General features: G+C 42.5%; 21 protein-coding genes and 2 pseudogenes. All 23 read left to right on the plus strand.

What is annotated here, in order from left to right:
• Positions 1–78 precede the first annotated feature (78 nt).
• The 23 genes and pseudogenes from asd to rny all read left to right on the plus strand — a co-directional run bounded on the left by asd (position 79) and on the right by rny (position 26,840).
• Positions 79–1,125 (plus strand): aspartate-semialdehyde dehydrogenase, encoded by a 1,047-nt coding sequence (gene asd / locus ISX45_RS03645; RefSeq protein WP_194519990.1) that lies wholly within the window; start codon positions 79–81, stop codon positions 1,123–1,125.
• A 27-nt stretch (positions 1,126–1,152) separates the two neighbouring features.
• Positions 1,153–2,400, plus strand: a complete 1,248-nt coding sequence (dapG, locus tag ISX45_RS03650; protein ID WP_181554878.1) for an aspartate kinase — start codon at positions 1,153–1,155, stop codon at positions 2,398–2,400.
• A gap of 5 nt (positions 2,401–2,405) precedes the next feature.
• Positions 2,406–3,278, plus strand: a complete 873-nt coding sequence (gene dapA, locus ISX45_RS03655) for a 4-hydroxy-tetrahydrodipicolinate synthase (protein WP_181554877.1) — start codon at positions 2,406–2,408, stop codon at positions 3,276–3,278.
• A gap of 476 nt (positions 3,279–3,754) precedes the next feature.
• The gene (locus ISX45_RS03660; RefSeq protein ID WP_181557239.1) at positions 3,755–5,422 is read left to right on the plus strand and encodes a ribonuclease J; all 1,668 of its coding nucleotides are present in this window, start codon (positions 3,755–3,757) and stop codon (positions 5,420–5,422) included.
• A gap of 115 nt (positions 5,423–5,537) precedes the next feature.
• Positions 5,538–6,278 (plus strand): ClpP family protease, encoded by a 741-nt coding sequence (locus ISX45_RS03665; RefSeq protein ID WP_181557240.1) that lies wholly within the window; start codon positions 5,538–5,540, stop codon positions 6,276–6,278.
• Positions 6,275–6,499, plus strand: coding sequence for a YlzJ-like family protein (locus tag ISX45_RS03670; RefSeq protein ID WP_181557241.1), 225 nt, complete (start codon positions 6,275–6,277; stop codon positions 6,497–6,499). Before ISX45_RS03665 ends, ISX45_RS03670 begins: the two co-directional genes overlap by 4 nt.
• Before the next feature lie 103 nt (positions 6,500–6,602).
• The gene (locus tag ISX45_RS03675) at positions 6,603–8,906 is read left to right on the plus strand and encodes a DNA translocase FtsK (RefSeq protein WP_407649745.1); all 2,304 of its coding nucleotides are present in this window, start codon (positions 6,603–6,605) and stop codon (positions 8,904–8,906) included.
• A gap of 564 nt (positions 8,907–9,470) precedes the next feature.
• A complete protein-coding gene (locus tag ISX45_RS03680) occupies positions 9,471–10,202 on the plus strand; it encodes a GntR family transcriptional regulator (RefSeq protein WP_181557244.1) in 732 nt (243 codons plus the stop codon).
• Between the two features lie 84 nt (positions 10,203–10,286).
• A complete protein-coding gene (locus ISX45_RS03685) occupies positions 10,287–11,372 on the plus strand; it encodes a BMP family lipoprotein (RefSeq protein ID WP_194519992.1) in 1,086 nt (361 codons plus the stop codon).
• Positions 11,373–11,738: 366 nt separating this feature from the next.
• The gene (locus ISX45_RS03690) at positions 11,739–13,265 is read left to right on the plus strand and encodes an ABC transporter ATP-binding protein (protein ID WP_181557246.1); all 1,527 of its coding nucleotides are present in this window, start codon (positions 11,739–11,741) and stop codon (positions 13,263–13,265) included.
• The gene (locus tag ISX45_RS03695) at positions 13,265–14,311 is read left to right on the plus strand and encodes an ABC transporter permease (RefSeq protein WP_194519993.1); all 1,047 of its coding nucleotides are present in this window, start codon (positions 13,265–13,267) and stop codon (positions 14,309–14,311) included. The genes ISX45_RS03690 and ISX45_RS03695 overlap by 1 nt, the downstream gene beginning before the upstream one ends.
• Complete coding sequence (locus ISX45_RS03700; protein ID WP_194519994.1) at positions 14,312–15,271, plus strand: ABC transporter permease; 960 nt, start codon at positions 14,312–14,314, stop codon at positions 15,269–15,271.
• A gap of 155 nt (positions 15,272–15,426) precedes the next feature.
• Positions 15,427–16,707 (plus strand): EF-P 5-aminopentanol modification-associated protein YfmF, encoded by a 1,281-nt coding sequence (yfmF, locus tag ISX45_RS03705; RefSeq protein ID WP_181557249.1) that lies wholly within the window; start codon positions 15,427–15,429, stop codon positions 16,705–16,707.
• Between the two features lies 1 nt (position 16,708).
• The gene (gene yfmH / locus ISX45_RS03710; RefSeq protein ID WP_181557250.1) at positions 16,709–18,001 is read left to right on the plus strand and encodes an EF-P 5-aminopentanol modification-associated protein YfmH; all 1,293 of its coding nucleotides are present in this window, start codon (positions 16,709–16,711) and stop codon (positions 17,999–18,001) included.
• Positions 18,002–18,041: 40 nt separating this feature from the next.
• Positions 18,042–18,758, plus strand: coding sequence for an elongation factor P 5-aminopentanone reductase (gene ymfI, locus ISX45_RS03715; RefSeq protein WP_194519995.1), 717 nt, complete (start codon positions 18,042–18,044; stop codon positions 18,756–18,758).
• A 71-nt stretch (positions 18,759–18,829) separates the two neighbouring features.
• Complete coding sequence (locus tag ISX45_RS03720) at positions 18,830–19,078, plus strand: DUF3243 domain-containing protein (RefSeq protein ID WP_181557252.1); 249 nt, start codon at positions 18,830–18,832, stop codon at positions 19,076–19,078.
• A gap of 195 nt (positions 19,079–19,273) precedes the next feature.
• Entirely contained in the window at positions 19,274–20,065 is a 792-nt protein-coding gene (locus ISX45_RS03725; RefSeq protein ID WP_181557253.1) for a DUF3388 domain-containing protein, read from the plus strand.
• 36 nt (positions 20,066–20,101) lie between these two features.
• A complete protein-coding gene (locus tag ISX45_RS03730) occupies positions 20,102–20,977 on the plus strand; it encodes a helix-turn-helix domain-containing protein (protein WP_181557254.1) in 876 nt (291 codons plus the stop codon).
• 56 nt (positions 20,978–21,033) lie between these two features.
• A complete protein-coding gene (gene pgsA, locus ISX45_RS03735; protein WP_181557255.1) occupies positions 21,034–21,612 on the plus strand; it encodes a CDP-diacylglycerol--glycerol-3-phosphate 3-phosphatidyltransferase in 579 nt (192 codons plus the stop codon).
• 30 nt (positions 21,613–21,642) lie between these two features.
• On the plus strand, positions 21,643–22,887 hold the full coding sequence (locus tag ISX45_RS03740; protein WP_181557256.1) for a competence/damage-inducible protein A: 1,245 nt from the start codon (positions 21,643–21,645) through the stop codon (positions 22,885–22,887).
• Positions 22,888–23,389: 502 nt separating this feature from the next.
• Positions 23,390–24,007: pseudogene (gene recA / locus ISX45_RS03745) on the plus strand (recombinase RecA); the annotation flags it as partial.
• A 409-nt stretch (positions 24,008–24,416) separates the two neighbouring features.
• Positions 24,417–24,857: pseudogene (locus ISX45_RS03750) on the plus strand (recombinase RecA); the annotation flags it as partial.
• 417 nt (positions 24,858–25,274) lie between these two features.
• Positions 25,275–26,840 carry a ribonuclease Y gene (gene rny / locus ISX45_RS03755; RefSeq protein ID WP_181557257.1) on the plus strand — a complete coding sequence of 522 codons (1,566 nt, stop codon included), beginning with the start codon at positions 25,275–25,277 and terminating at the stop codon, positions 26,838–26,840.
• Positions 26,841–26,867 lie beyond the last annotated feature (27 nt).

The raw sequence follows: 26,867 nt of genomic DNA on the forward strand, positions 1-26,867 counted from the left end.
TTACAATCTAATATGTTAAAATAAAAACTATCAGTTTATACAATGTGATTGAGTGATTAGGTGGAAGGAGAATGAGCGATGGAACAAAGACGTTTTCATGTAGCAGTCGTAGGAGCAACAGGCGCGGTTGGTCAGCAAATGATTCAAACGCTCGAAAATAGAAACTTTCCTGTTGGGACATTAACGTTGTTGTCTTCGGAGCGCTCAGCAGGGAAAAAAGTAACCTTTAAAGGTCAAGAGATCGAAGTGCAAGTAGCGAAACCAGAGAGCTTTGAAGGGGTTGATATTGCGCTGTTTAGCGCTGGCGGCTCTGTATCAAAAGCGCTCGCCCCAGAAGCGGTTAAGCGTGGTGCCATTGTCATTGACAATACAAGCGCGTTCCGCATGGACGAAAACGTGCCACTTGTTGTGCCTGAAGTAAATGAGGAAGACGTAAAATGGCATAATGGCATTATCGCGAACCCAAATTGCTCAACGATTCAAATGGTCGTGGCTCTTGAACCGATTCGCCAAGCATTCGGTTTGAAAAAAGTGATTGTTTCCACGTACCAAGCTGTATCGGGGGCAGGGGCACAAGCGATCGAAGAACTAAAGGCCCAATCAAAAGCGATTCTTAACGGTGAACCGTTCACACCGGAAATTTTACCGGTAAAATCCGACCGCAAGCATTATCAAATTGCATTCAATGCAGTTCCGCAAATTGATAAATTCCAAGATAATGGCTTTACCTTTGAAGAAATCAAAATGATGAACGAAACGAAAAAAATTATGCACATGCCTGAATTACAAATCGCCGCAACATGCGTGCGCATTCCGGTGATCACGGGTCATTCTGAATCTGTATACATTGAAATTGAAAAAGAAGGCGTAAGTGCGGAAGACATTAAGAACATATTAAAAAATGCGCCAGGTGTTATTTTGCAAGACGACCCAACTGAACAACTATATCCGATGCCGGCTGATTGTGTTGGAAAAAATGACGTATTTGTCGGCCGAATTCGCAAAGATTTAGATCGTGATGACGCGTTCCACCTATGGATTGTCTCTGATAATTTATTAAAAGGAGCTGCATGGAACTCTGTACAAATTGCAGAAAGTCTCCTAAAATTAGGTCTTGTCAAATAATGAATGATTGAACATCGAGGTGTTAACATGAAAATTATTGTTCAAAAATTTGGCGGCACCTCCGTCCGTGATGAATACGGACGCGATTTTGCACGAAAACATATTGAAAAAGCGCTAGAAGACGGGTATAAAGTAGTTGTTGTCGTCTCAGCGATGGGCCGCAAAGGGGAACCATATGCGACGGATACCTTGCTTAGCTTAATTGGTGGAACGGATACCTATGTCAGTAAGCGAGAGCAAGACTTATTGATGTCTTGCGGAGAAATTATTTCAAGCGTTGTTTTTACGAATCTGCTAAATAAACACGGCATTAAGGCAATTGCGTTTACCGGAGCTCAAGCTGGCTTCCGAACAAACAGCGATTATACAAATGCGAAAATTGTTGAAATGCGTTGTGAACGATTGCTTGAAACGTTAGAAGAATACGATGTTGTCGTTGTCGCCGGCTTCCAAGGAGCAACAAAAGATGGTGATATTACGACGCTTGGTCGCGGTGGTAGCGATACGTCCGCCGCTGCTCTCGGTGCAGCCCTAAATGCAGAGTATGTCGACATCTTTACCGATGTCGAAGGGGTGATGACAGCCGATCCGCGTATTGTTGAAAATGCTCGACCTCTCGATGTCGTTACCTATACAGAAATTTGCAATATGGCGTACCAAGGGGCAAAAGTCATTCATCCGCGCGCTGTAGAAATTGCGATGCAGGCGAAAGTGCCGCTCCGTGTGCGGTCAACGTATTCCGATTCACCGGGAACGCTCGTTACCTCTTCGCTTAAATCGAAGAAAGGAAGCGATGTAAGAGAACGCCTTGTTACTGGTATCGCTCATGTCTCGAATATTACACAAATAAAGGTACAAGCAAAAGAAGGGCATTACGAACTTCAGTCAGATGTGTTCAAAGCGATGGCAAACGAAGGCATCAGCGTTGATTTTATTAATATTTCTCCGCATGGCGTCGTCTATACAGTGGCTGGTGAAATGACAGATCGCGCGATTGGCGCCCTTCACCGCATTGGTTATGAGCCCGTTGTGACAAGAGGGTGTGCAAAAGTGTCAACAGTGGGAGCGGGAATTGCTGGTGTTCCGGGGGTCACTGCCAAAATCGTCACTGCTCTTTCTGAACAAGGCATTCAAATTTTACAATCGGCTGATAGCCATACAACGATTTGGGTATTAGTAAAAGAAGAAGATTTAAAGAAAGCCGTCAACGCATTACATGATGCGTTTCATCTCTCTGAAGAACAATTTGTGAAATACGATTCGAATGAGGAGTGAAAACATTGGTTTCATTCGGTAAAATCGCTACGGCGATGGTAACCCCTTTTGATAATAAAGGCAATATTGATTTTGCGAAAACGACACAGCTTGTCAATTATTTAATTGAAAACGGCACGGATTCGCTCGTTATTGCCGGTACGACAGGAGAATCGCCAACGTTAACGACGGAAGAAAAAGTGGCTCTATTCCGTCACGTTGTTTCTGTCGTCAACGGTCGAGTGCCTGTTATTGCAGGGACGGGAAGCAACAATACGCGCGCATCGATTGAGCTGACAAAAAAGGCAGAAGATGCCGGTGTTGATGCTGTCATGATTGTGGCACCGTATTACAATAAACCGAACCAAGAAGGAATTTACCAGCATTTTAAAGCGATTGCTGAAAGCACGTCACTTCCGATCATGGTGTATAACATTCCTGGCCGTGCCGTTATTAACATTAGTGTGGATACCATTGTTCGCTTAGCAGAAATTCCAAACATTGTTGCCGTTAAAGATGCAAGCGGTAATTTAGATGCGATGACAGAAATTATCGCGCGTACAGATGACGATTTTCTTCTATATAGCGGCGACGATGGCTTGACGCTCCCAGTGATGGCAATCGGAGGAGCAGGAGTGGTCTCTGTTGCATCTCATATTATCGGAAATGAAATGCAAGAAATGATGGCGGCTTTTGAAGCAGGGAACCTTGCTGAAGCAGCAAAATGGCACCAAAGATTGCTCCCGATTATGAAAGGTTTATTTGCTGCACCTAGTCCTGCTCCAGTCAAAACCGCATTACAACTAAAAGGATTAGATGTTGGTTCTGTACGTTTGCCGCTTGTTCCATTAACAGAACAAGAGCGCGTGCAATTGATGAAGCTATTAAACATGCTATAAGTGATCGCGACCAATCCGCTCGCAAAGGCGGATTGGTCTTTTTTTATAAAGATTAAGAAAGTATAAATGGGAAACGGGATTTATTTTCCGCCAGTGTCCAACCAGCTTGCTGCTTGAATCGGCACCGATGCGAAACTTGTGCAAAGTATGACTTGAAATGTAGTATTTGAGAGCCCTGTAATCAAACCAGACTCCTCGGGATGCAAGCTGTCTTGCGGGTGAAGGTCATTGTCTATTGCAGGGAACCAAGATGGCGGCATTTCACTGTTTGCCCACAGGAGGAGGGCTCTTCTTAGGCGAAATTGGAGGGCTATTTGGTTTTAGGCACGTTAAACCCTTCTGTGAGAAAAGAAACTGCCATTCCCTCCATTTATAGAGAGCTTGTGACAAATTGTCTTGTGTTGAAAATCTTACATCAGTTATAATAAAATCAAGTGACTTTGAGCGGGTTAGTTTCATCATAGGAGGACGTAGCATTGAGGACGAAACAAGTAGAGAAAATAAGAGTGTTTTCCCTTGGGGGAGTAGGGGAAATTGGAAAAAATATGTATGTCGTTGAAATCGATGATGATATTTTTGTCATTGATGCAGGGGTAATGTTTCCGGAAGACGAAATGCTTGGAATCGACAAAGTTATCCCTGACATCACCTATCTTGTTGAACGGCAAGAGCGTATTAAAGCGATTTTTTTGACGCACGGACATGAAGAGCATATAGGTGCCATAGCTTATGTGCTAAAGAAAATTACGGCTCCAGTGTACGGAACAAAGCTTACGCTCGGATTAGCAGAAGAAAAATTACGGGAACACGGAGTCACCTCGAGCGCTCCGTTCGTTGAAATTCGCTCCGATTCGGAAGTGGTGTTTGAAAAGGCGAAGGTGACGTTTTTCCGAACAATTCATAGCATTCCCGATTCAGTTGGAATTAGTATCCATACTTCCCAAGGTGCCATCGTCTACACAAGCGATTTTAAATTTGATCAAACACCATACGGAATGAACCGAGTGGATTTAGGGAAAATGGCACGAATCGGTGAACAAGGGGTACTATGTTTACTATCCGATAGTACAAACGCGGAAAAACCGGGATATACGGGTTCGGATACGCTCGTTGCTCAAGAAATTGCCGATGTCGTTTACAATGCAGAGGGGCGCGTCATTGTTGCATGCTATGCGTCCAATATTACGAGAATCCAGCAAGTATTGCATGCAGCAAAGGCAAGCGGACGGAAAGTGGCCATTGTCGGGAAAAGTATGCATAAAGTAATGGATATTGCAGTGCGCTTAGGATATTTATATTTACCGGATAAGCTGACCATTTCTATTCATGACATTGAGCGTTATGAAGACCGGGAGTTACTGATTTTAACGACCGGCGGGCATGGTGAGCCGATGGGAGCATTGGCGCGCATGGCCAAGCAAGCGCATAAACAAATCAATATTAAAGAAGGAGATACGGTCATTGTTGCCGCCTCTGTCATGCCTGGGTATGAACTGCTGTTTTCCAAAACGATCGACGCGTTATATCGCGCTGGAGCGAACGTCGTTTACGGACAGCGAAAAGTTCACGTATCCGGACACGGTTGCCAAGAAGAACTGAAGCTTATGCTTAACTTAATGAAACCGAAATATTTCATACCGGTTCATGGAGAATACCGCATGCAAAAGGCACATGCGAATCTTGCCAAAGCGGTTGGTATTTCTGAAGAAAGGACGTTTTTAATCGATAAAGGAGATGTTATTGAATTTCGCAACGGTCAGGCTCGATCTGGCGGAAAAGTACCGTATGGCAACATTTTAATTGATGGTTTAGGAATCGGGGATGTCGGAAATATTGTTTTGCGCGATCGCCGCTTACTCTCCCAAGACGGCATTTTAATCGTCGTTGTCACATTAAGCAAAGAAGCAAAAAAAATTATTGCTGGTCCTGAAATTATTTCGCGCGGCTTTGTATACGTCAGGGAATCAGAAACATTGCTTGATGAGGCAACGAAAATGGTCACCAATATCGTGAACCAATGCATGCAAGACTACATTATTGAATGGTCTTCGTTAAAGCTGAATATTCGCGAAGCACTTAATCAATTCTTATTTGAAAAAACAAAGCGAAAGCCGATGATTTTACCAATTATTATGGAAATTTAATACGATCGTGCTCAAAGTCAACCGAGGATGCTGATGGAATAGAAATGTTCCATCAGCATTTTTATTTTATCTATAGAACATACTAACAATATGATGACAGGAAAGGGGTAGACCAATGGAAAAAGAACGGTATATAGCATCAGAGTCAGAGGAAAAGCAAGAACCATCAAAAGAAGAACAAGTAACGACAATGATTCAACAGCTCGGACAAACCAATATTCCGCAATTGACGCAGGATACAAACATTCATTGCTTAACGATCGTTGGACAAATTGAAGGCCATATCCAGCTTCCTCCCCAGAATAAAGCAACGAAATATGAACACGTCATCCCGCAAATTGTGGCGATTGAACAAAATCCAAATATTGAAGGGTTACTCGTGATTTTAAATACGGTCGGGGGGGATGTAGAAGCCGGATTAGCGATTGCTGAAATGTTAGCTTCACTATCTAAGCCGACTGTTTCCATTGTGTTAGGGGGAGGGCATTCAATCGGGGTGCCAATTGCGGTTTCTTGCGACTATTCGTTTATTACCGAAACGGCAACGATGACCATTCACCCTATTCGCTTAACGGGGCTTGTCATCGGCGTTCCTCAGACGTTTGAGTATTTAGATAAAATGCAAGAACGAGTTGTCCGTTTTGTTACAAAACATTCGAAAATTACCGAGGAAAAGTTTAAAGAGCTCATGTTCTCAAAGGGGAACTTAACGCGTGATATCGGTACCAATGTTGTCGGTCCTGACGCCGTACAGTATGGATTGATTGACGAAGTAGGCGGCGTCGCTCAAGCGATGCAAAAGTTGCGTGAACTCATTGATCTTAACGAAACGAAGGGAGAGAAAATAGTTCAATGATTTTATATACCATTATGCCAGAACATCTCATTTTTCAGACGGATATGGATGAATATACGAAGCAAAAAATCGTTTATTACGACGGCATTCCGTTTATCGTTCAAGAAACAGAAACAAAAGAGTATGAAATCGTGCGTAATTTAAGCACAAATCCATTTCATTTTTTAGAGCAAAAATACGCTCCGGGAGTAAGATTTCCGCTTTCCGTTGTAACATCGTAATGAATTCCTCGTCCATTCATGATATAATAACACTAGACAGAAAAAAAGCAGCCAAACTTGGCTGCTTTTTTCCGCCTTTCCAGTTTGTCAATTGGAGTGAATAATTGTGGCAAAACGTAAACGACAACGAAAAAAACAACGAAATAAGCAACAATGGAAAGAAACGTTCCGTTTTGAACTGATTGGTCTTACGATGCTGGCCGCTTCCGTTATTGCGATGGCAAATCTAGGCTTAGTCGGAAGGACGCTTGTGCTGTTTTCTCGCTTTTTTCTTGGGGAATGGTATATGCTTTCGTTCATCGTTTGGTTTCTTTTAGCTCTTTATCTTATTTGGAAACGGACGTGGCCTTCTTTTGTAAATAGAATTTTTATCGGCTTGTATACGATAAGCGCTGCGCTTTTATTGCTTAGTCATGAAACGTTATTTCGCTTGTTATCCAGACAAGGACAATTTGTCGATCCAAGCATTATTCGAACGACATGGGAATTATTTTGGATGGAAGTACGTGGGGAGCATTCGTCTACTGATTTAGGAGGCGGGATGATAGGTGCCGTTTTATTTGCAGCAAGCTACCAGTTATTTGATGAGCTTGGTACGAAATGGATTTGCTTTCTTCTTTTTATCGTTGGTACGGTGCTTATTACCGGAAAATCGCTGCATGATACGATCGGAAAAGCTATAGCGCTCATTGTTTCATTCATTTATCAACAGTGGCGTGAGTTTGTCGCAGATATGAAGCAGTTTTTCGCCATGAGAAAAAAACAGAAACCATCTGTACCGAAAACTCCTAAACAAAACGTCGAAGAGAGTCGCGATGAAGAAGACGAAGATGAAGATGAGGAGGAGCGTTTATCACCTCCGCCGATTATTTCCGACTTTACAGCTGTACGGACAGAAGAGGTCGAACAAGTGGCTGAAGTGGCGGAAGAAAACAACGAAGAAGAAGCAAATCCGCCGATGGCGTTTTCCGAAATGGAAAATGCCGATTATCAATTGCCGCCGCTTGAGTTATTGCGATTGCCAAAACCGACGAATCAAGCAAAAGATCATGCCAACATTTATGCGAACGCACGAAAGCTGGAAAAAACATTTCAAAGCTTTGGTGTAAAAGCAAAAGTGACTCAAGTTCACCTTGGGCCAGCGGTAACGAAGTACGAAGTCTATCCCGATGTTGGGGTAAAAGTAAGCAAAATTGTTAGTTTAAGCGATGATTTAGCATTGGCGCTAGCCGCAAAAGATATTCGAATTGAGGCACCGATTCCAGGAAAATCGGCAATCGGGATCGAAGTGCCGAATGAAGAAATAGCGACTGTTTCGTTGCGAGAAGTGCTGGAGGCGACGGAGAATTATAAACCGGATGCCAAATTATTAATAGGATTAGGAAGAGATATTTCCGGAGAGGCAGTCGTGGCTGAGCTTAATAAAATGCCCCATCTGTTAGTAGCAGGTGCTACCGGTAGCGGCAAAAGCGTTTGTATTAACGGCATTATTACAAGTTTATTAATGAGGACAAAACCTCATGAAGTAAAGATGATGATGATTGATCCAAAAATGGTGGAATTAAGCGTGTATAACGGTATTCCCCATTTATTAGCTCCTGTCGTTACCGATCCAAAAAAAGCGTCGCAAGCGTTAAAGAAAGTTGTCAGCGAAATGGAGCGACGCTATGAACTGTTTTCGCATACGGGAACACGAAACATTGAAGGATACAACGAATATATTCAACGTCATAATCAACAATCCGATGCGAAGCAGCCGCTTCTGCCTTATATCGTTGTCATTGTCGATGAGTTGGCAGATTTAATGATGGTTGCTTCATCGGATGTAGAAGATTCGATCACGCGGCTTGCGCAAATGGCGCGCGCAGCTGGAATTCATCTTATTATTGCGACCCAACGCCCTTCCGTCGACGTCATTACGGGAGTCATTAAAGCGAACATTCCGTCCCGCATCGCTTTTAGCGTCTCGTCACAGACGGATTCGCGTACCATTTTAGATATGGGCGGAGCCGAAAAACTACTCGGTCGCGGTGATATGCTATTTTTGCCGATGGGAGCATCCAAGCCGATTCGTGTGCAAGGAGCGTTCGTGTCCGATGAGGAAGTGGAAGAGGTCGTTAAGTTTGTGATTTCGCAACAAAAAGCACAATATCAAGAAGAAATGATTTTCAATGATACGGTGGAGGAAAGCGACGAATTTGACGATGAGTTGTATGATGAAGCGGTACAGCTTGTTATTGAAATGCAAAGTGCTTCTGTTTCGATGTTGCAGCGCCGCTTTCGAATCGGTTATAACCGAGCTGCCCGCCTTATTGATGCGATGGAAGCACGTGGGGTTGTCGGGCCTTATGAAGGAAGCAAACCGAGAGCTGTGCTCATTTCAAAAGAAAATGCAAAGACTTCATAAGAAAAGCGGAGGCGGACGGTTAGCTCCAAAGAAAAATGTTCTTCCGATAGCTTGTATCTCGGCGGAGCAAAGGAGCTACAAGCCAAGCTAAATAAGAAAAGCGAAGGTGACCGGCCTATCCCCGAAACGTCGCAAGGGGATGGTCACCGGAGCTAGACAGTCAAGAAAAACGGCAGCGCCGCGATTAGCTTTCAAAGCCAATCCTCACCTGAAGAGGTACGGTCACCTCAAAGGAGTGAGCTTGGCAGAAAGCGAGGCGCTGAAGCTAAATAATCCAAAAGAGGAAATATTGGGTGAATTGGAAATGTTTTTACGTCGAGTAGCTACTCCTAATTAGCTTATAATATTTGTAGTTGCAGCGTGCTTTGGATATCTTAATAAAAAATAAGAATATCACATTGAAATCGTTTTCATCATTTTTTTGCTTTTTTCGACAAAATATTTATTTCCTATTTATTTATTAAAAAAAAAGTGTTATAGTAATTTCGACTAGGTTAAATTGTCTAACATCAGAGGTCTGATATCTGTAAATTGTGAAATTGTGACTAATTGGAGGCTTTCGGAATGTCCATTAAGTCAGATAATCGCCACTTGTACTTGCAAGTGATCGACCGAATTAAACATGATATTGAAACCGGTGTTTATAAAGAAAAACAAAAACTCCCATCCGAATTTGAACTATCGAAACAATTAGGAGTAAGCCGAGCGACATTGCGTGAAGCACTCCGCATTTTGGAAGAGGAAAATGTCATTATTCGCCGACACGGCGTCGGTACATTTGTAAATGCGAGACCACTGTTTACTTCCGGTATTGAACAATTAAGTAGTGTGACCGATATGATTGAACAAGCGGGGAGAAAACCAGGAACGATTTTTCTTTCTTCTACGGTTCAAGGTTCGACCGAAGAAGATATGCGCCGATTTCAATGCTCACCGGATGAGGAAATTCTTCTTGTTGAACGAGTACGGACAGCCGATGGCGAGCCTGTTGTATATTGTCTCGATAAAATTCCTTGTAAATACTTACCTAAAGGTATTTCTTATGAGTATGAATCCCTATTTGAAAACTTACATAATCAAACGAATCGTGATATCGCATATGCGGTGGCCCATATTGAACCGCTCGGCTATCATGAGAAAGTGTCGCCCATTTTACAATGTGAACCAGAAACGGCATTACTTGTGTTAAAACAAATGCATTTCGATAAAAATGACGAGCCCGTTTTGTATTCTATTAACTATTTTAAGTCTGATAAATTTAGCTTTCATGTATTAAGGAAGCGTATCAATTTTTAAGGGGGTGACATTTCATACATAGAAACACAGGATCTTCTCAATAATAAGAAAGTATACATTTTCATGGATTAGGGGGTAAACGCGATGAAGAAAAGACGTTTTGGGCTAGCTCTTTCGCTTGTGCTAGCTGCTGGAACACTATTAAGTGCGTGTGCCAACAACGGTGACAAAGCAGGTGACAAGAAAGGTTTTAGTGTAGCGATGGTAACTGACGTTGGCGGTATTGATGACAAATCGTTCAACCAGTCCGCTTGGGAAGGATTGCAAAAGTTTGGTGAGGATAATGGCTTGAAAAAAGGCAGAGGCGGCTATGACTATTTGCAATCTCAAAGCGATTCTGATTATGCGACTAACTTAAACAAACTTGTTCGAAGCGATTATGATTTAATTTATGGAATTGGTTATTTGATGGCTGATGCAGTTGGACAAATCGCCGAACAAAAACCAAAAGGAAAATTTGCTATTGTTGACAGTGTTGTTAATAAACCGAACGTAGCGAGCATTACCTTCAAAGAGAACGAAGGATCGTTCCTTGTTGGTGTTGTTGCTGGTTTAACAACAAAAACGAACAAAATCGGCTTTATCGGTGGTATGGAAATTCCGTTAATTGAGAAGTTTGAAAGCGGATTCCGTGCTGGGGTCAAAGCTGTTAATCCAAAAGCAAAGGTAGAAGTACAGTATGCAGGCGCATTTGACCAAGCCGATAAAGGAAAAGCGATTGCCTCTAGCATGTATGCTTCTGGTGTTGATATTATTTACCATGCAGCTGGTGCGACTGGTAACGGTGTGTTCTCAGAAGCAAAAGACTTAAAAACGAAAGATCCAAATCGCGAAATTTGGGTCATCGGCGTTGACAAAGACCAAGCTCCAGAAGGTGTTGTCAAAGCTGGTGGAAAAACATATAACGTTACATTAACTTCAATGGTTAAACGCGTTGACGTTGCCGTTTATGACGTGGCGAAGAAAACAAAAGAAGGAGATTTCCCGGGCGGAAAAACGATCGAGTACGGCCTTCCTGAAAACGGTGTAGGCATTGCTCCGACACAAGATAACATTAAGCCAGAAGTATTAAAAGCTGTTGATGAGTGGAAGCAAAAAATCATTAAAGGCGAAGTGAAAGTACCAAAAACTCGTGAAGAATACAAACAGTTTGAAGCGACATTAAAATAACTGAATAAAAAGGCTAGTGATATGCTAGCCTTTTTACAATGAAAGATGTTTCAAAGCAGACTGTCTGGCATAAGCGCCTAACCAGTTTGCTTCTTGAATAAGCATCGATGTGTGATGATTTAAGAAACTTGAGGTCAAACAAAATTCCCCTGAGGACAAGCCCGTCTTGTGGGTCAAGAACATTGGCTGTTAAAGCTAGGATAGCGGCATTTTGCTGTTGCCCACAAGACGTGGTAGTTTTGAGGTGGAATTGGGCTGCTTGGTATCTCGTATCGCCGAGAAATCATGAAATGAAAAGGTACAATATGGAACATTGTAGCTTTTCATTTCATGATTTTAATATGCTCATTTAAGGAGTGAATTTGTTTGGAATACGTAATTGAGATGCTCAATATTCGAAAAGTATTTGGGAACTTCGTAGCCAATGACAACATCACTCTCCAAGTCAAAAAGGGAGAAATCCATGCCCTTCTTGGAGAAAATGGGGCAGGAAAATCGACACTTATGAATGTGTTATTTGGACTTTATCAACCAGATGGCGGCGAGATCCGTGTTAAAGGGAAAACGGTCAACATCTCTGATCCGAATGTCGCCAATGACCTCGGCATTGGAATGGTGCACCAACATTTTATGCTCGTCGACACGTTTACCGTTACCGAGAACATCATTTTAGGAAGCGAGCCGACAACGGGTGGCATGATCGATATTAAACGCGCTGAAAAAGAGGTGCGTGAATTGTCGGAACGCTACGGCTTAGCGGTTGATCCGACAGCGAAAATCTCCGATATTTCCGTCGGAATGCAGCAACGTGTCGAAATTTTAAAAACGCTGTATCGCGGTGCGGATATTTTAATTTTCGATGAGCCAACAGCAGTGCTTACTCCACAAGAGATTCAAGAATTGATTCAAATTATGAAGGCACTTGTGAAAGAAGGAAAATCAATTATTTTAATTACCCATAAGCTCAAAGAAATTATGGAAGTGTGCGACCGTGTCACCGTTATTCGGCGCGGGAAAGGCATTGGTACATTAAATGTTGCTGATACGAATCCAAGTGAACTTGCTGCGCTGATGGTAGGACGTGAGGTTCAGTTTAAAACAGATAAAAAGCCAGTCCAACTAGGAAAACCAGTGTTAGAAATTAAGGACTTAGTCGTAAAAGATGCGCGCGGTATTACTGCAGTTAATCATTTGGATTTAACGGTTCACGCTGGTGAGATCGTTGGAATAGCTGGGGTAGACGGAAACGGTCAAACGGAATTAATTGAGGCGATTACGGGGCTTGTGAAGGCTGAGTCTGGGTCGATTACGTTGAACGGTCAAGAGATTACGAATCTCCCTCCGCGCAAAATCATCGAAGCCGGCGTCGGCCATATTCCGCAGGACCGTCATAAACACGGGCTTGTGCTCGATTTTCCAATCGGGGAGAACATGGTGTTGCAAACGTATTATAAGCAGCCGTACTCCAAAAAAGGGATTCTTAGCTTTAAAACTATTTATGAAAAAGCTCGCCAGCTTATTCAAGAGTTTGACGTACGCACGCCGGATGAATATACGAAAGCGCGAGCCCTCTCTGGCGGCAATCAGCAAAAGGCAATTATCGGCCGTGAAGTTGACCGCAATCCCGACTTGCTTATTGCTGCTCAGCCAACGCGCGGTCTTGATGTCGGAGCGATTGAATTTATTCATAAACGCTTGATTGAACAACGTGATCAAGGTAAGGCGGTGCTTCTCGTTTCGTTTGAATTAGACGAAGTCATGAACGTAAGCGATCGCATCGCTGTCATTTACGAAGGAAAAATCGTGGCCATCGTCGATCCAAAAGAAACAACAGAACAAGAGCTTGGATTATTGATGGCAGGAAGTAAACGGAAGGAAGCGGGTGTTTCTTAATGAGTTCAAGTCGTCTTACGAATTTTCTCGTTCCAGTATTAGCGGTGTTGCTTGGGGTTCTTGTCGGCTCAATCGTCATGCTTGTGAGCGGCTATGACCCGATTGCTGGTTATTCCGCGCTTTTATATGGAGCGTTTGGTGACAATTATTATATTGGAGAAACGATTCGGCAAACGACTCCTTATATTCTTGCAGGGCTTGCGGTTGCGTTTGCGTTTCGCACGGGGCTCTTTAATATCGGGGTTGAAGGACAGCTCATCATCGGCTGGCTTGCTTCTGTATGGGTAGGGGTGGCATTTGATCTGCCAAAGGTCATCCATTTACCGTTAGCGATTTTAGCTGCCGCTGTTGCCGGTGCATTGTGGGCATTCATTCCAGGGTTTTTAAAGGCTCATTTTAAAGTGCACGAAGTCATTATTACCATTATGATGAACTATATTGCTCTTCATGTATCCAACGCAATTATTCGTTCCGTTTTGTCTAATCAAGGCTTTAAATCAGAAAAAATTCATGAAACAGCTTCGTTGCAGTCAGAATTTTTACAGTCGATTACGGATTACTCGACATTGCATTACGGCATTATTGTAGCCGTTATCGGTGCCATCATTATGTGGTTTTTACTTGAAAAAACGACGAAAGGATACGAATTGCGTGCTGTTGGTTTCAACCAACACGCTTCCCATTACGCCGGCATGAACGTAAAAAGAAATATTATTTTGGCAATGGTTATATCCGGAGCATTTGCTGGGGTTGCTGGCGCAATGGAGGGTCTCGGTACTTTCGGGAATATTTCTGTAAAAGCTGGGTTTACCGGTGTCGGATTTGATGGAATTGCCGTTGCTTTAATCGGAGGAAATAATGCTTTTGGTATTCTGTTATCGGCGCTTCTGTTTGGCGCATTAAAAGTGGGGGCGCTTGAGATGCCGTCAAGTGCAGACGTCCCAACGGAACTTGTTGATATTGTTATCGCGTTAATTATTTTCTTTGTTGCATCTAGTTATTTGATTCGTTTATTACTATCTCGTTTCAAAAAGGAGGGAAAATAAGTGGGCGTTTATGAAGTTTTACAAATTATTATTCCTTCGGCGATTTTCTTTGCAGCTCCACTTATTTTCACTGCACTTGGCGGTGTCTTTAGCGAACGTTCCGGCGTCGTGAATATCGGTTTAGAAGGATTAATGGTCATTGGAGCATTTGTCAGCGTTGTGTTCAACTTAACGTTTGCTGATCGCTTCGGAGAGCTCACTCCGTGGCTTGCGCTCATCGTTGCAATGGTGGTTGGAGCGATTTTTTCCCTTCTCCATGCCGTTGCATCGATTACGTTCCGTGCTGACCAAGTCGTCAGCGGGGTGGCAATTAACTTTTTAGCACTGGGTTTATCGCTCTTTTTAGTGAAAAAAATGTATGGCAAAGGGCAGACGGATCAAATTCAAATGGGTTTTGATAAAATTGATGTTCCTGTTTTAAGTCATATTCCGGTTATTGGTCCGTTATTTTTCTCAAATACTTATATTCCGTCTTATATTGCAATTGTTTTTGCCTTTGTTGCTTGGTATGTCATTTATAAAACGCCATTTGGTCTTCGCCTGCGTGCAGTTGGTGAGCATCCGATGGCGGCGGATACGATGGGAATTAATGTGACAAAAATGCGCTATATTGCTGTCATGATTAGCGGTGCCTTAGGTGGAATTGGTGGAGCGGTGTACGCGACCATTATTTCGCGCGACTTTAGCCATGCAACGATCTCCGGCCATGGATTTATGGCACTCGCCGCGATGATTTTTGGAAAATGGCATCCAATTGGGGCAATGGGGGCTGCTTTGTTCTTTGGTCTTGCGCAAAGCTTAAGTATCGTAGGGCAATCGATTCCGTTTTTGAAAAATGTCCCGACTGTCTATTTGCTAATCGCTCCATATGTGTTAACCATTTTAGCATTAGCAGGCTTCATCGGCCGCGCCGAAGCGCCAAAGGCGTTAGGTACGCCTTATATTAAAGGAAAACGATAATTCTTATGAGAACTCGACTTTTGTTGTCGAGTTCTTTTTTTGCTCGTCATTTGCATTTTATTTTCGTTAAACGGTATTATTGATGATAAGACTAAAAAGCTTTGCAACGTAAACAATAAAAGTATCGATGTTGATGTTGAAAAGGAGGAGTCTCTTTGATCAATGAAAAAGTAAGAGCCGTCCAAGGATTTCGCGTACACACCATTGAGACGGACAAATATAAAACAAATACGCTTGTATTAAAAATGAAAGCACCTTTATCGAAAGAAACGGTTACATTTCGTGCGCTATTGCCGTATGTATTGCAAAGCGGAACAACGACGTATCCAAGCGCAAAACAATTACGAACATATTTAGATGAGCTATATGGAGCAACATTGAATGTGGATTTAACGAAGAAAGGTGAACATCATATTATTACGATTCGCCTTGATGTCGCCAATGAGAAGTTTTTAAAAGAACAAACGCCGCTATTAAACAAAGCAGTGCAACTGTTAAGTGAAATTGTTCTCCAACCTGCTTTAGAAAAGGGCCGCTTCGTCGAAAAAATCGTGGAACAAGAAAAACGCTCACTAAAGCAACGCATTCAATCCGTTTATGATGATAAAATGCGTTATGCGAACTTGCGGCTAGTTGAGGAAATGTGTAAAGGAGAACCGTATGCACTTCATACAGACGGACAGTTGGAGGATGTTGATCACATTACACCGGAAAATTTGTTTGACTATTATCAAAAAGCGTTACAAGAAGATGAAATCGACTTATACATCATTGGCAGTATTCCTGAAGAGCGCGTTCTTGAATTGGTGCAATCGCATTTTTCTTTTCCGGCGCGTACTACTCGCCCTGTCATCAATCAGCTGACAGAGAAAAAGACAATTACCAACGTGAATGAAGTAAAAGAGGAACAAGATGTGAAACAAGGAAAACTCAATATTGGATATCGAACGAATGTGACGTATGAAGATGATGATTACTATGCACTCCAAGTGTTTAACGGCATTTTCGGAGGTTTTTCCCATTCCAAGTTGTTTATCAATGTCCGCGAAAAAGCAAGCCTTGCTTACTATGCTGCTTCACGCTTAGAAAGCCATAAAGGATTGATGATGGTCATGGCAGGAGTTGAGCCGGTGAACTATGAAAAAGCGGTACAAATCATTCGCGATCAAATGGAAGGAATGAAAAAAGGCGACTTTACCGATGACGAAATGACACAAACGAAAGCAGTCATTCGCAATCAATTGCTCGAAACCATCGATACGCCGCGAGGGCTCGTGGAAGTGCTCTATCATAATGTCGTTTCCAAACGAAAACGTCCGATTGAAGAATGGCTTTCGGAAACCGACCGCGTGTCTCGAGAAGAGGTCGTACGCGTGGCGAACAATATCGAGCTAGATACGATTTATTTCCTCACAGGAATGGAGGGAACGAAATAACATGGAGAAAATTGTATACGAACAATTACAAGAACAGCTGTTTTACGAGAAAATGCCTAACGGGTTGGATGTGTACATTTTGCCGAAAAAAGGATTTAACAAAACATACGCGACGTTTACGACGAAATACGGTTCTGTCGACAATCAATTCGTTCCGCTTGGAAAGACAGAAATGAAGCGGGTGCCGGACGGAATCGCCCATTTCCTAGAGCATAAATTATTCGAAAAAGAAGATGGAGATGTGTTTCAACAATTCAGCAAGCAAGGAGCGTCAGCGAATGCGTTTACGTCGTTTACAAGAACAGCTTACTTATTTTCAAGCACAGCGAATGTTGAAAAAAATTTAGAAACACTAATCGATTTTGTACAAACGCCGTATTTCTCCGATAAAACCGTCGAAAAAGAAAAAGGCATTATTGGTCAGGAAATTCGCATGTATGATGATAACCCTGATTGGCGCGTTTACTTTGGGTTAATTGAAAGCATGTATCAAAATCATCCTGTAAAAATTGATATTGCAGGAACGATTGAATCGATTTCCAATATCACGAAAGAACTGTTGTACGAATGTTACGAAACGTTTTATCATCCAAGCAATATGTTATTATTTATCGTCGGACCGGTCGATCAAGAAAAAATCATGCAGCAAATTCGGGATAATCAAGCGAAAAAAACATTTCCTAAAGCAGTGGAGATTCAGCGTTTTGTCTATGATGAGCCCGCTGAAGTAGCGAAAGAAAAACAAGTCATTCCAATGCATGTACAAACGAGTAAATGTCTTGTCGGACTTAAAGGGACGAACGTAACAGCGAAAGGAAAAGACAAATTAAAGCACGAATTATCCATGAATGTGCTATTGGATTATTTATTTGGCAAAAGCTCTCCACATTATGAGCGGCTGTATAGCCTTGGGCTTATTGACGAGACGTTTGCGTATGAGTACACAGAAGAGCAACAATTCGGCTTTGCGATTGTCGGCGGGGATACAAGTGATCCTGATCGATTAGCAGAAGAACTAAAGCAGACGATGCTGACATTTTTTGATTCATCCCTGACGACAGAAGAGTTAGAGCGGGTGAAAAAGAAAAAAATTGGCGCGTTTTTACGTTCGCTTAACTCGCCAGAATACATTGCGAACCAGTTTACGCGGTATGCGTTTCATGAAGCTAGCTTGTTTGAGGCTGTTTCTGTATTACAATCTTTAACGACAGATGATATCGTTCAAGTAGCAAAAGAATGTTTCCGGGAATCGCAGTTTTCTATCTGTCAAGTTGTTCCAAAAGAAAGAAACTAGGCATCCTTCTTAAGAAGGATGCTTTTTTAGGGGGATTAAAATGAAGTATGCGTTAATTACTGGGGCAAGTGGAGGAATTGGTACGGCAATTGCTCGTCAGCTTGCCCATGACGGCTACGGTCTTGTGCTGCATTATTATCGTCATCGCGATCACCTTGATGAGCTGAAAGCGGAACTAACGAACGTTCATGTTTCCATTGTTCAAGCGGATCTTTCCGAGGCAACAGGTGTTGATACACTCGTTTCACAGCTTGATCGCCCGATTGATGTTCTAGTGCATAATAGCGGCAATAGTTATTACGGGTTGATTACTGATATGAGTGATCAGCTTGTTCAACAAATGGTACAGCTTCACGTTACAAGTCCTATTTTGTTAACAAAAAGACTGCTTCCGCCTATGATCGCAAAAAGACGTGGAAATATTGTCGTCATTTCATCCATTTGGGGACTCACGGGCGCCTCTTGCGAAGTCGTCTATTCGATGGTTAAAGGGGGACAAAATGCATTTGTGAAAGCCCTAGCGAAAGAAGTAGCGCCAAGCGGTATTCGAGTCAATGCCATTGCTCCAGGAGCGATTCAAACCGCGATGTTAGGATCATTTAGTGATGAGGAGCTGCAACAGATCGCAGAGGATATTCCATTAGGGAGAATCGGTACCGCGGATGAGGTGGCAAAAACTGTTTCGTTTTTAATTTCCGAATCGGCTTCCTATATTACCGGACAAGTCATTTCCGTCAATGGAGGATGGTATTGTTAATGAGACGGGGTATATTTTAGCAAAAAGTAGGCAAACTATCGTTGAAGCTGAATATGAAGGAGGTAGAAGCCATGTCTGTATTAGACAACTTTGAACAATGGAAGGACTTTTTAGGTGAGCGTCTCGAGCAGGCGCAGCAACAGGGTCTAAATCAGCAGGTCATCTCTGATGTCGCTTATCAAATTGGTGATTACTTAGCTCAACAAGTCGATCCAAAAAATCCTGAGGAACGCCTTCTTGCTGATCTTTGGAGCGTAGCTGATGAGCAAGAGCAACACGCAATTGCCAACGCGATGGTAAAATTAGTACAGAAAAAATAACAAGTAGAGAGGGATTTCCTCTCTTTTTTTATGGCTAAGAAACTATAGAGGCGATTTGCTCATCGTGATGAGATGCTCGTCACTGCTTTTCTTAACTATTTAGTTCCCTTTTCTGTTGCGTTTCAGTTCGATATTATAGTAGTATGAACTTATCATAGGCTACGTGGCTCCTTAACCGTAAGGGAGGAAAATGGGATGGGGAAACAGGAGTGGTATTTGGAATATGAGATACATATCAATCGTCCAGGCTTATTAGGAGACATTTCTTCGCTTTTAGGCATGTTATCCATCAACATCGTTACGATTAATGGTGTTCATGATTCGCGGCGCGGTATGCTCCTTCTTTGTGACAATAACGAACAAATCGAACGGCTTGCCTCCATTTTACGAACAATGGATAATATTACGATTACGAAGCTGCGCCAGCCAAAGCTGTTGGATCGTCTTGCCGTTAGACATGGACGGTATATTCAGCGTGACGCCGATGATAAAAAAACATTTCGCTTTATTCGCGATGAACTTGGTTTGCTTGTTGATTTTATGGCAGAGATTTTTAAACAAGAAGGGCATAAGCTAATTGGCATTCGTGGAATGCCGCGCGTCGGCAAAACCGAATCGATTGTCGCTGCTAGTGTTTGCGCGAATAAACGTTGGCTGTTTGTGTCATCGACACTCATTAAACAAACCGTGCGCAGTCAATTAATTGAAGACGAGTATAATGAGAATAATATCTTTATCATTGATGGCATCGTTTCAACGCGCCGGGCCAACGAGAGGCATTGGCAGCTCATTCGCGAATTAATGCGTCTTCAAGCGACGAAAGTTGTCGAGCATCCAGATATTTTTGTCCGGCACACGGAGTATACACTTGATGATTTTGATTATATTATTGAATTGCGCAATGATCCAGCAGAAGAGATTACATATGATGTAGTTGATCAACAATCATTCTTTTCCAATGATGGATTTTCTGATTTTGATTTTTAATAAAAAAGTTTAATAAAAAGGTGGAAGGTGTTATCGTTGACAGAGTTAGGTAAACGATTGAAAGAAGCGAGAGAAGCGAAAAATATTAGTTTAGATGAACTGCAACATATGACCAAAATTCAAAAGCGCTATCTTATCGGGATTGAAGAAGGCAACTATGACATTATGCCAGGGAACTTTTACGTACGTGCTTTCATTAAGCAGTACGCTGAAGCCGTAGGGCTCGATTCAGAGGAGCTGTTCGAGGAGTACAAACATGAAATTCCTCAATCGCAGCATGAGGAATTGCCGGAACAGTTATCTCGTGTTAAAAGCAGACAACAAATTTCTTCAAAAAGTTTACAATGGATTGATTTGCTTCCGAAATTGCTTATTGCTGTTGTAATCATTGGTATAGCAGTGGTTCTTTGGTTATTTTTACAGCATCGCGATGCTGGAAGCGAATCACAAGGACAAATTATGAATCGGACAACAGAAGTAGAGCGTTCAAAAAATTCACCGTTGGAAAAGGCAACGGAAAAGGAAAAACAGAAAGAGACCGAGAAAAAACAGAAAGATAACGGCAAAGAGGAGACGGCTGAGCCATCGACTCCAACGTATACGGTCACCGAGAAACAAGGGAACACAGCAACAATTGAATTAACGAATGCAGATCAATTCACCATCGAATTAACTTCAAAAGGTGCGTCTTGGGTAGAAGTGTTTAATGGAAAAGGTCACTTCTTCTTTAGAGGAAATTTAACAAACGGGCAAACACAGACGTTTGATTTAACGTCAGAATCTGAAGTGTTCGTAAAAATTGGACGAACATTGGATGTGGACATGAAAATTAATGGACAACCATTTACGTACCCGTTTGATCCAAAAGATGAAGTATACCAAAAGCTCAAAATCATATTTAAAGAATCGTAAGTCATCTATTTTGTAGATGGCTTTTACATATTGATTAGATAGCGGAGGTATTTGTAGTGAATTTGCCTAATAAAATTACAGTAGCACGCATTATGTTAATTCCTCTATTTTTAGTGGTAATGTTAGTTCCATTTCATTGGGGGAGTATACAAATAGGAACGGAGTCACTCCCTATTTCTCATCTTGTTGGGGCGCTGATTTTCATTGTTGCTTCGGCAACCGACTGGATTGATGGATACTATGCCCGAAAATATCAGCTCGTTACGAATCTAGGAAAGTTTTTAGATCCGCTTGCTGATAAACTGCTTGTGTCAGCAGCACTCGTCGTTCTTGTTGAGCTTCATTATGCGCCTTCTTGGATGGTCATCGTCATTATTAGTCGCGAGTTTGCAGTAACAGGGCTGCGCCTTGTGTTAGCTGGAGAAGGAGAAGTCGTCGCTGCGAATATGCTTGGAAAAATTAAAACATGGACACAAATCGTCGCAATTTCCGCCCTTCTCCTTCATAATTTACCATTTTCTCTTATCTCATTTCCGTTTGCTGATTTAGCGCTTTGGGTGGCAGTCATATTTACAATCTGGTCTGGCTGGGACTATTTTGCGAAAAATAAGCATGCTTTTTTACATTCAAAATAAGACGGGCAAAAAACAAAGGGGGCGCTTTTGTTGAACGCAGAAATCATTGCGGTTGGTTCAGAATTGTTGCTTGGACAAATCGCCAATACAAATGCGCAATTTTTATCACAGCAAATGGCCGAGCTGGGCATCAATGTGTACTTTCATACGGTCGTTGGCGACAATGCTTTACGGCTGCAAAAAGCGATTGAAATCGCACAAACGCGCGCAAATCTTATTATTTTCACCGGCGGGCTTGGTCCGACAAAAGATGATTTAACGAAAGAAACAATCGCTCGCATATTACAGCGGGAGCTTGTTATCGATGAAGAATCGCTTCGTTCGATTGAAGAATATTTTGCCCGCACGAATCGGACGATGACCGAAAATAACAAAAAGCAAGCACTTGTGCTAAAAGGAGCCGAAGTATTGAAAAACGAACATGGAATGGCTCCAGGAATGGTGGTGACGATCGATGACATCACTTACATGCTTCTTCCCGGACCACCGAAAGAGATGCAACCGATGTTTCTGAAATACGGGCGCCCGCTTCTTATGAACAGGCTGGAACGACAAGAACGTATTGAATCGCGCGTGTTGCGCTTCTTTGGTATCGGAGAATCACAGCTAGAAACAGAGATTGAAGATTTCATTGATGGTCAATCGAATCCGACGATCGCACCGCTTGCAGGAGACGGAGAAGTGACGTTGCGTCTAACAGCAAAACATCACTCGGCTGTTGAGGCAAAAAAAAGCTTAGACAAAATAGAAAAAGCGATTCTCGAGCGCGTAGGCCATTACTTTTACGGTTATAACGATGATACGTTATTTACAAAAGTCATCGAGCAATTAAAGCGGAATAATAAAACGATTGCCGCAGCGGAAAGCCTTACTGGTGGGCGATTTTTAGCGGAATTGACTGCCATTTCCGGCGCCTCTGAAGTTGTACGTGGAGGGATTGTCTGTTATACAAACGAAGTGAAAGAGCATGTTCTCCGCATTCCTCATTCCGTGTTAGAAACAGACGGAGCGGTTAGTGAGCCATGTGCGAAACTGTTAGCAGAACATGTCCGCACTCTTTGTCGAGCAGATATTGGTGTTAGCTTTACTGGAGTGGCAGGACCGAGTTCTCTTGAAGGAAAGCCAGTCGGGACTGTATACGTAGGGATCGCAATGGATGGACGTGAAACAGAAGTGTATAGCTTAACATTTGGCGGTGACCGTGAAACGATTCGCACCCGCACTGCCAAATACGGCTGTTTTGCCGTATTAAAAAAACTTGCAGCTGCTTTCTAGTATAATCTTGAAAAAAGTCTCCTGCTTCAAAAAGATGACAACGTTTTGTTTGAAGTGGGAGATGAATTTTAGTTGGCGAAAGCGAACATATGCGCTATAATTTCTGTTATGAAACATTCTTTGACAACTGAATATAAGAGGTTGTATGGAAAAATACAAATGCGAAAACCAAGCTAACCCTTCCATGTGTAAAAGACTCGAGGTATGAAAGAACTCTGTTTTGTCGACATCTAGGGCAGGGAGCTCCCAAGGAGGAGAAAAGCTGCTTTCTTCGGGGAGTTGGGAAGCTCCCATTTCTCATCGTTAGCGTAAATGGTAACAGTTCATAGTGGCTGCTTTCCCCTCATTCCGCATCATCATATCTTCCCTTTCTCTTTATTTCCTTAGGATAAAATTGCTATTTTCACCACAGAAAAAACGAATGAACGTTCGATTTTTTTCTTGGCAGGAACGTGAAAAAACGGTATAGTATAAGTAGATGAGAAAAAGGAGGAATTAATCAGTGAATCAAGATCGTCAAGCGGCCTTGGAACAGGCGTTAAAACAAATTGAAAAACAATTTGGTAAAGGATCCATTATGAAGCTAGGAGAGCAAACTGACCGACAAATTTCAACGGTATCAAGTGGCTCACTAGCGTTAGATATTGCATTAGGTGTTGGAGGATATCCGCGCGGCCGCATTATCGAAATTTATGGTCCCGAATCTTCCGGTAAGACGACCGTTGCGCTTCATGCGATTGCTGAAGTGCAAAAATTAGGTGGTCAAGCTGCTTTTATCGACGCAGAACATGCGCTTGATCCGGTCTATGCCCAAAAATTAGGAGTGAACATTGACGAGCTGTTGCTTTCCCAACCAGATACAGGGGAGCAAGCGTTAGAAATCGCCGAAGCGTTAGTGAGAAGCGGCGCGGTCGATATTATCGTCATTGACTCTGTCGCGGCGCTTGTGCCAAAGGCAGAAATCGATGGTGATATGGGAGACGCTCACGTTGGTTTACAAGCTCGTTTAATGTCACAAGCGTTGCGTAAATTATCAGGGGCCATTAATAAATCAAAAACGATTGCGATTTTCATTAACCAAATTCGTGAAAAAGTGGGAGTTATGTTTGGAAATCAACAGAGAGTAATTGCTTAATCTGAGTTTTACACGGTTCTGTAGCTTTAAATTGATCAAGATTGACCACGAAAGAGAGCTGCAGAATATAGAACGTGTAATTCAGCAGATTAAGGAGTTTACTCTGGGTTTCCCTTGCTAGTGATAGCAAGAAAAAAACCTTGTGAACCCGATTGCCTAGGGGTGTGCGAAGTCATTTCGTGCTAACGGTGGAGCCCTCCAATCATGTTCAAGGGGTAATACCGTGCCAAGCCTTACTACTTATAGTAAGGAAGGTGTAGAGACTACCGAAAAGTGCGTTTGTCACTGAGTAGGGTACAGCAGAGGATAGGCTACTGCTGGAAGCGCAAGGCTCTCCAATTTGGAGATGAAGATATAGTCCAAGCTATAGAGATGGTAAATCTATAGGTTTATGCCAGAGACAACTCCCGGTGGACGAGCATTAAAATTCTATGCTTCTGTTCGTCTTGAAGTGCGCCGCGCTGAGCAAATTAAGCAAGGCAACGACATGGTCGGAAACAAAACGAAAATTAAAGTCGTGAAAAACAAGGTCGCTCCTCCGTTTAAAACGGCGGATGTTGACATTATGTATGGTGAGGGAATCTCCCGTGAAGGTGAAATTATTGACATGGCCTCAGAGTTAGATATCATTCAAAAGAGCGGCTCTTGGTATTCATACAAAGACGAACGCCTTGGTCAAGGCCGTGAAAATGCAAAACAGTTTTTAAAAGAAAATCCGCATGTCATGGAGGAGATTGCCCAGGAGATTCGCAAGCATTATGGTATCGATTCTCCAGCACGTGTATCTGATCCGGATACAGAGCCGCAAGAAGAATTAAGCATCTTTGATGAATAAGCTCATGAAAAGAAGAGACAATGCGTGCATTGTCTCTTCTTTTATTTTTCTAACATTCTGTCTATTGGACAACCTATTATCTTGACAATAAATTTTGCCACCTTTAAAATTAACATGTATATTTTACAAAAAACTAACTATGGAAATCTATGATCTCAGTCATTGAGATGGATCTTGAATCGGGCATAAAGGGGTAACGGATCTCCCTAGATGAAAGTCTTGTGGAACAAGAGTCAATGTCTGTGGGGGCATACAGAAAAAGCACTTTTGTACACCAAGACTTGCTGGCTTCGGTTGTGTAGAGATTCATCGAAACTGTGAAGAGCCTTTGTGCTGTATATTGAAACGTTTGTAACAATGTACATGCCGACATTCATTTAGCAACAAACAAGTTCATAGCAAGAGGAGGTGAAATGGATGGATGTCATTACAGTCATAGTCATCTCCGCTTTGCTTGCCCTAGTCGTCGGTGCAGTTGTTGGCTTTTTTGTTCGTAAATCCATTGCGGAAGCGAAAATTGGTGGCGCACAAATGGCTGCGAACCAAATTCTTGAAGAAGCAAAACGTGAAGCTGATGCGCTAAGAAAAGAGGCGCTTCTTGAAGCAAAGGATGAAATTCATAAGCTTCGTACAGAGGCAGAACGAGAAATTCGTGACCGAAGAAGTGAGCTACAAAAACAGGAAAACCGTTTATTGCAAAAAGAGGAGAATCTCGACCGAAAAGACGAAGCGCTTAATAAACGTGAGGCGCTTTTAGAGAAGAAAGAGGATTCTCTTAACAAAAGACAACAGCATATTGAAGAGATGGAAAGCAAAGTGGAAGAACTCGTTCAAAAAGAGCAAGCGGAACTGGAGCGTATTTCTAGCTTAACACGCGAAGAGGCTCGACAAATTATTTTAGAGCGTGTTGAAAAAGAGCTATCGCATGAAATTGCTGTTATGATTAAAGAAGCAGAAACACGTGCGAAAGAAGAAGCTGATAAAAAGGCGAAAGAAATTCTGTCGCTTGCGATTCAGCGCTGTGCGGCTGACCATGTCGCTGAAACAACCGTGTCTGTCGTCAACTTACCGAATGATGAAATGAAAGGACGCATCATCGGTCGTGAAGGACGAAACATTCGCACGCTCGAAACATTGACCGGTATCGATTTAATTATTGACGATACACCGGAAGCAGTCATTTTATCTGGATTTGACCCAATTCGCCGCGAAACTGCTAGACTTGCGTTAGATAAACTTGTTCAAGATGGACGCATTCATCCGGCACGAATTGAAGAGATGGTTGAAAAAGCAAGACGCGAAGTCGACGAACATATTCGCGAAGTTGGAGAGCAGACGACGTTTGAAGTTGGTGTTCACGGTTTACATCCAGACTTAATCAAAATTTTAGGTCGGTTGAAATTCCGGACAAGCTACGGTCAAAACGTGCTTAAACATTCAATGGAAGTCGCCTTTTTAGCAGGGCTTATGGCTGCAGAATTAGGTGAAGATGAAATGTTAGCAAGACGTGCTGGCTTGCTTCATGACATCGGAAAGGCAATCGACCATGAAGTCGAAGGAAGCCATGTGGAAATCGGAGTAGAGCTCGCGACGAAGTATAAAGAGCATCCGGTTGTCATTAATAGTATTGCCTCTCACCATGGGGATACCGAACCGACTTCTGTGATTGCCGTATTAGTGGCAGCGGCAGACGCTCTTTCTGCAGCGAGACCGGGAGCGCGCAGCGAAACGTTAGAAAACTATATTCGCCGCCTTGAAAAACTTGAAGAAATTGCGGAATCATATGAAGGTGTGGAAAAATCTTATGCGATTCAAGCGGGGCGAGAAGTGCGCATCATGGTAAAACCAGATGCGATTGATGATCTCGAAGCGCATCGATTAGCGCGCGATATTCGCAAGCGAATTGAGGAAGAGCTTGATTACCCGGGACATATTAAAATTACGGTAATTCGTGAGACGAGAGCGGTTGAATATGCAAAATAAAGTGGCGGTATTGCCACTTTATTTTTT

The sequence above is a fragment of the Thermaerobacillus caldiproteolyticus genome (assembly GCF_015326725.1).
Taxonomy (GTDB): Bacteria; Bacillota; Bacilli; order Bacillales; family Anoxybacillaceae; genus Thermaerobacillus; species Thermaerobacillus caldiproteolyticus.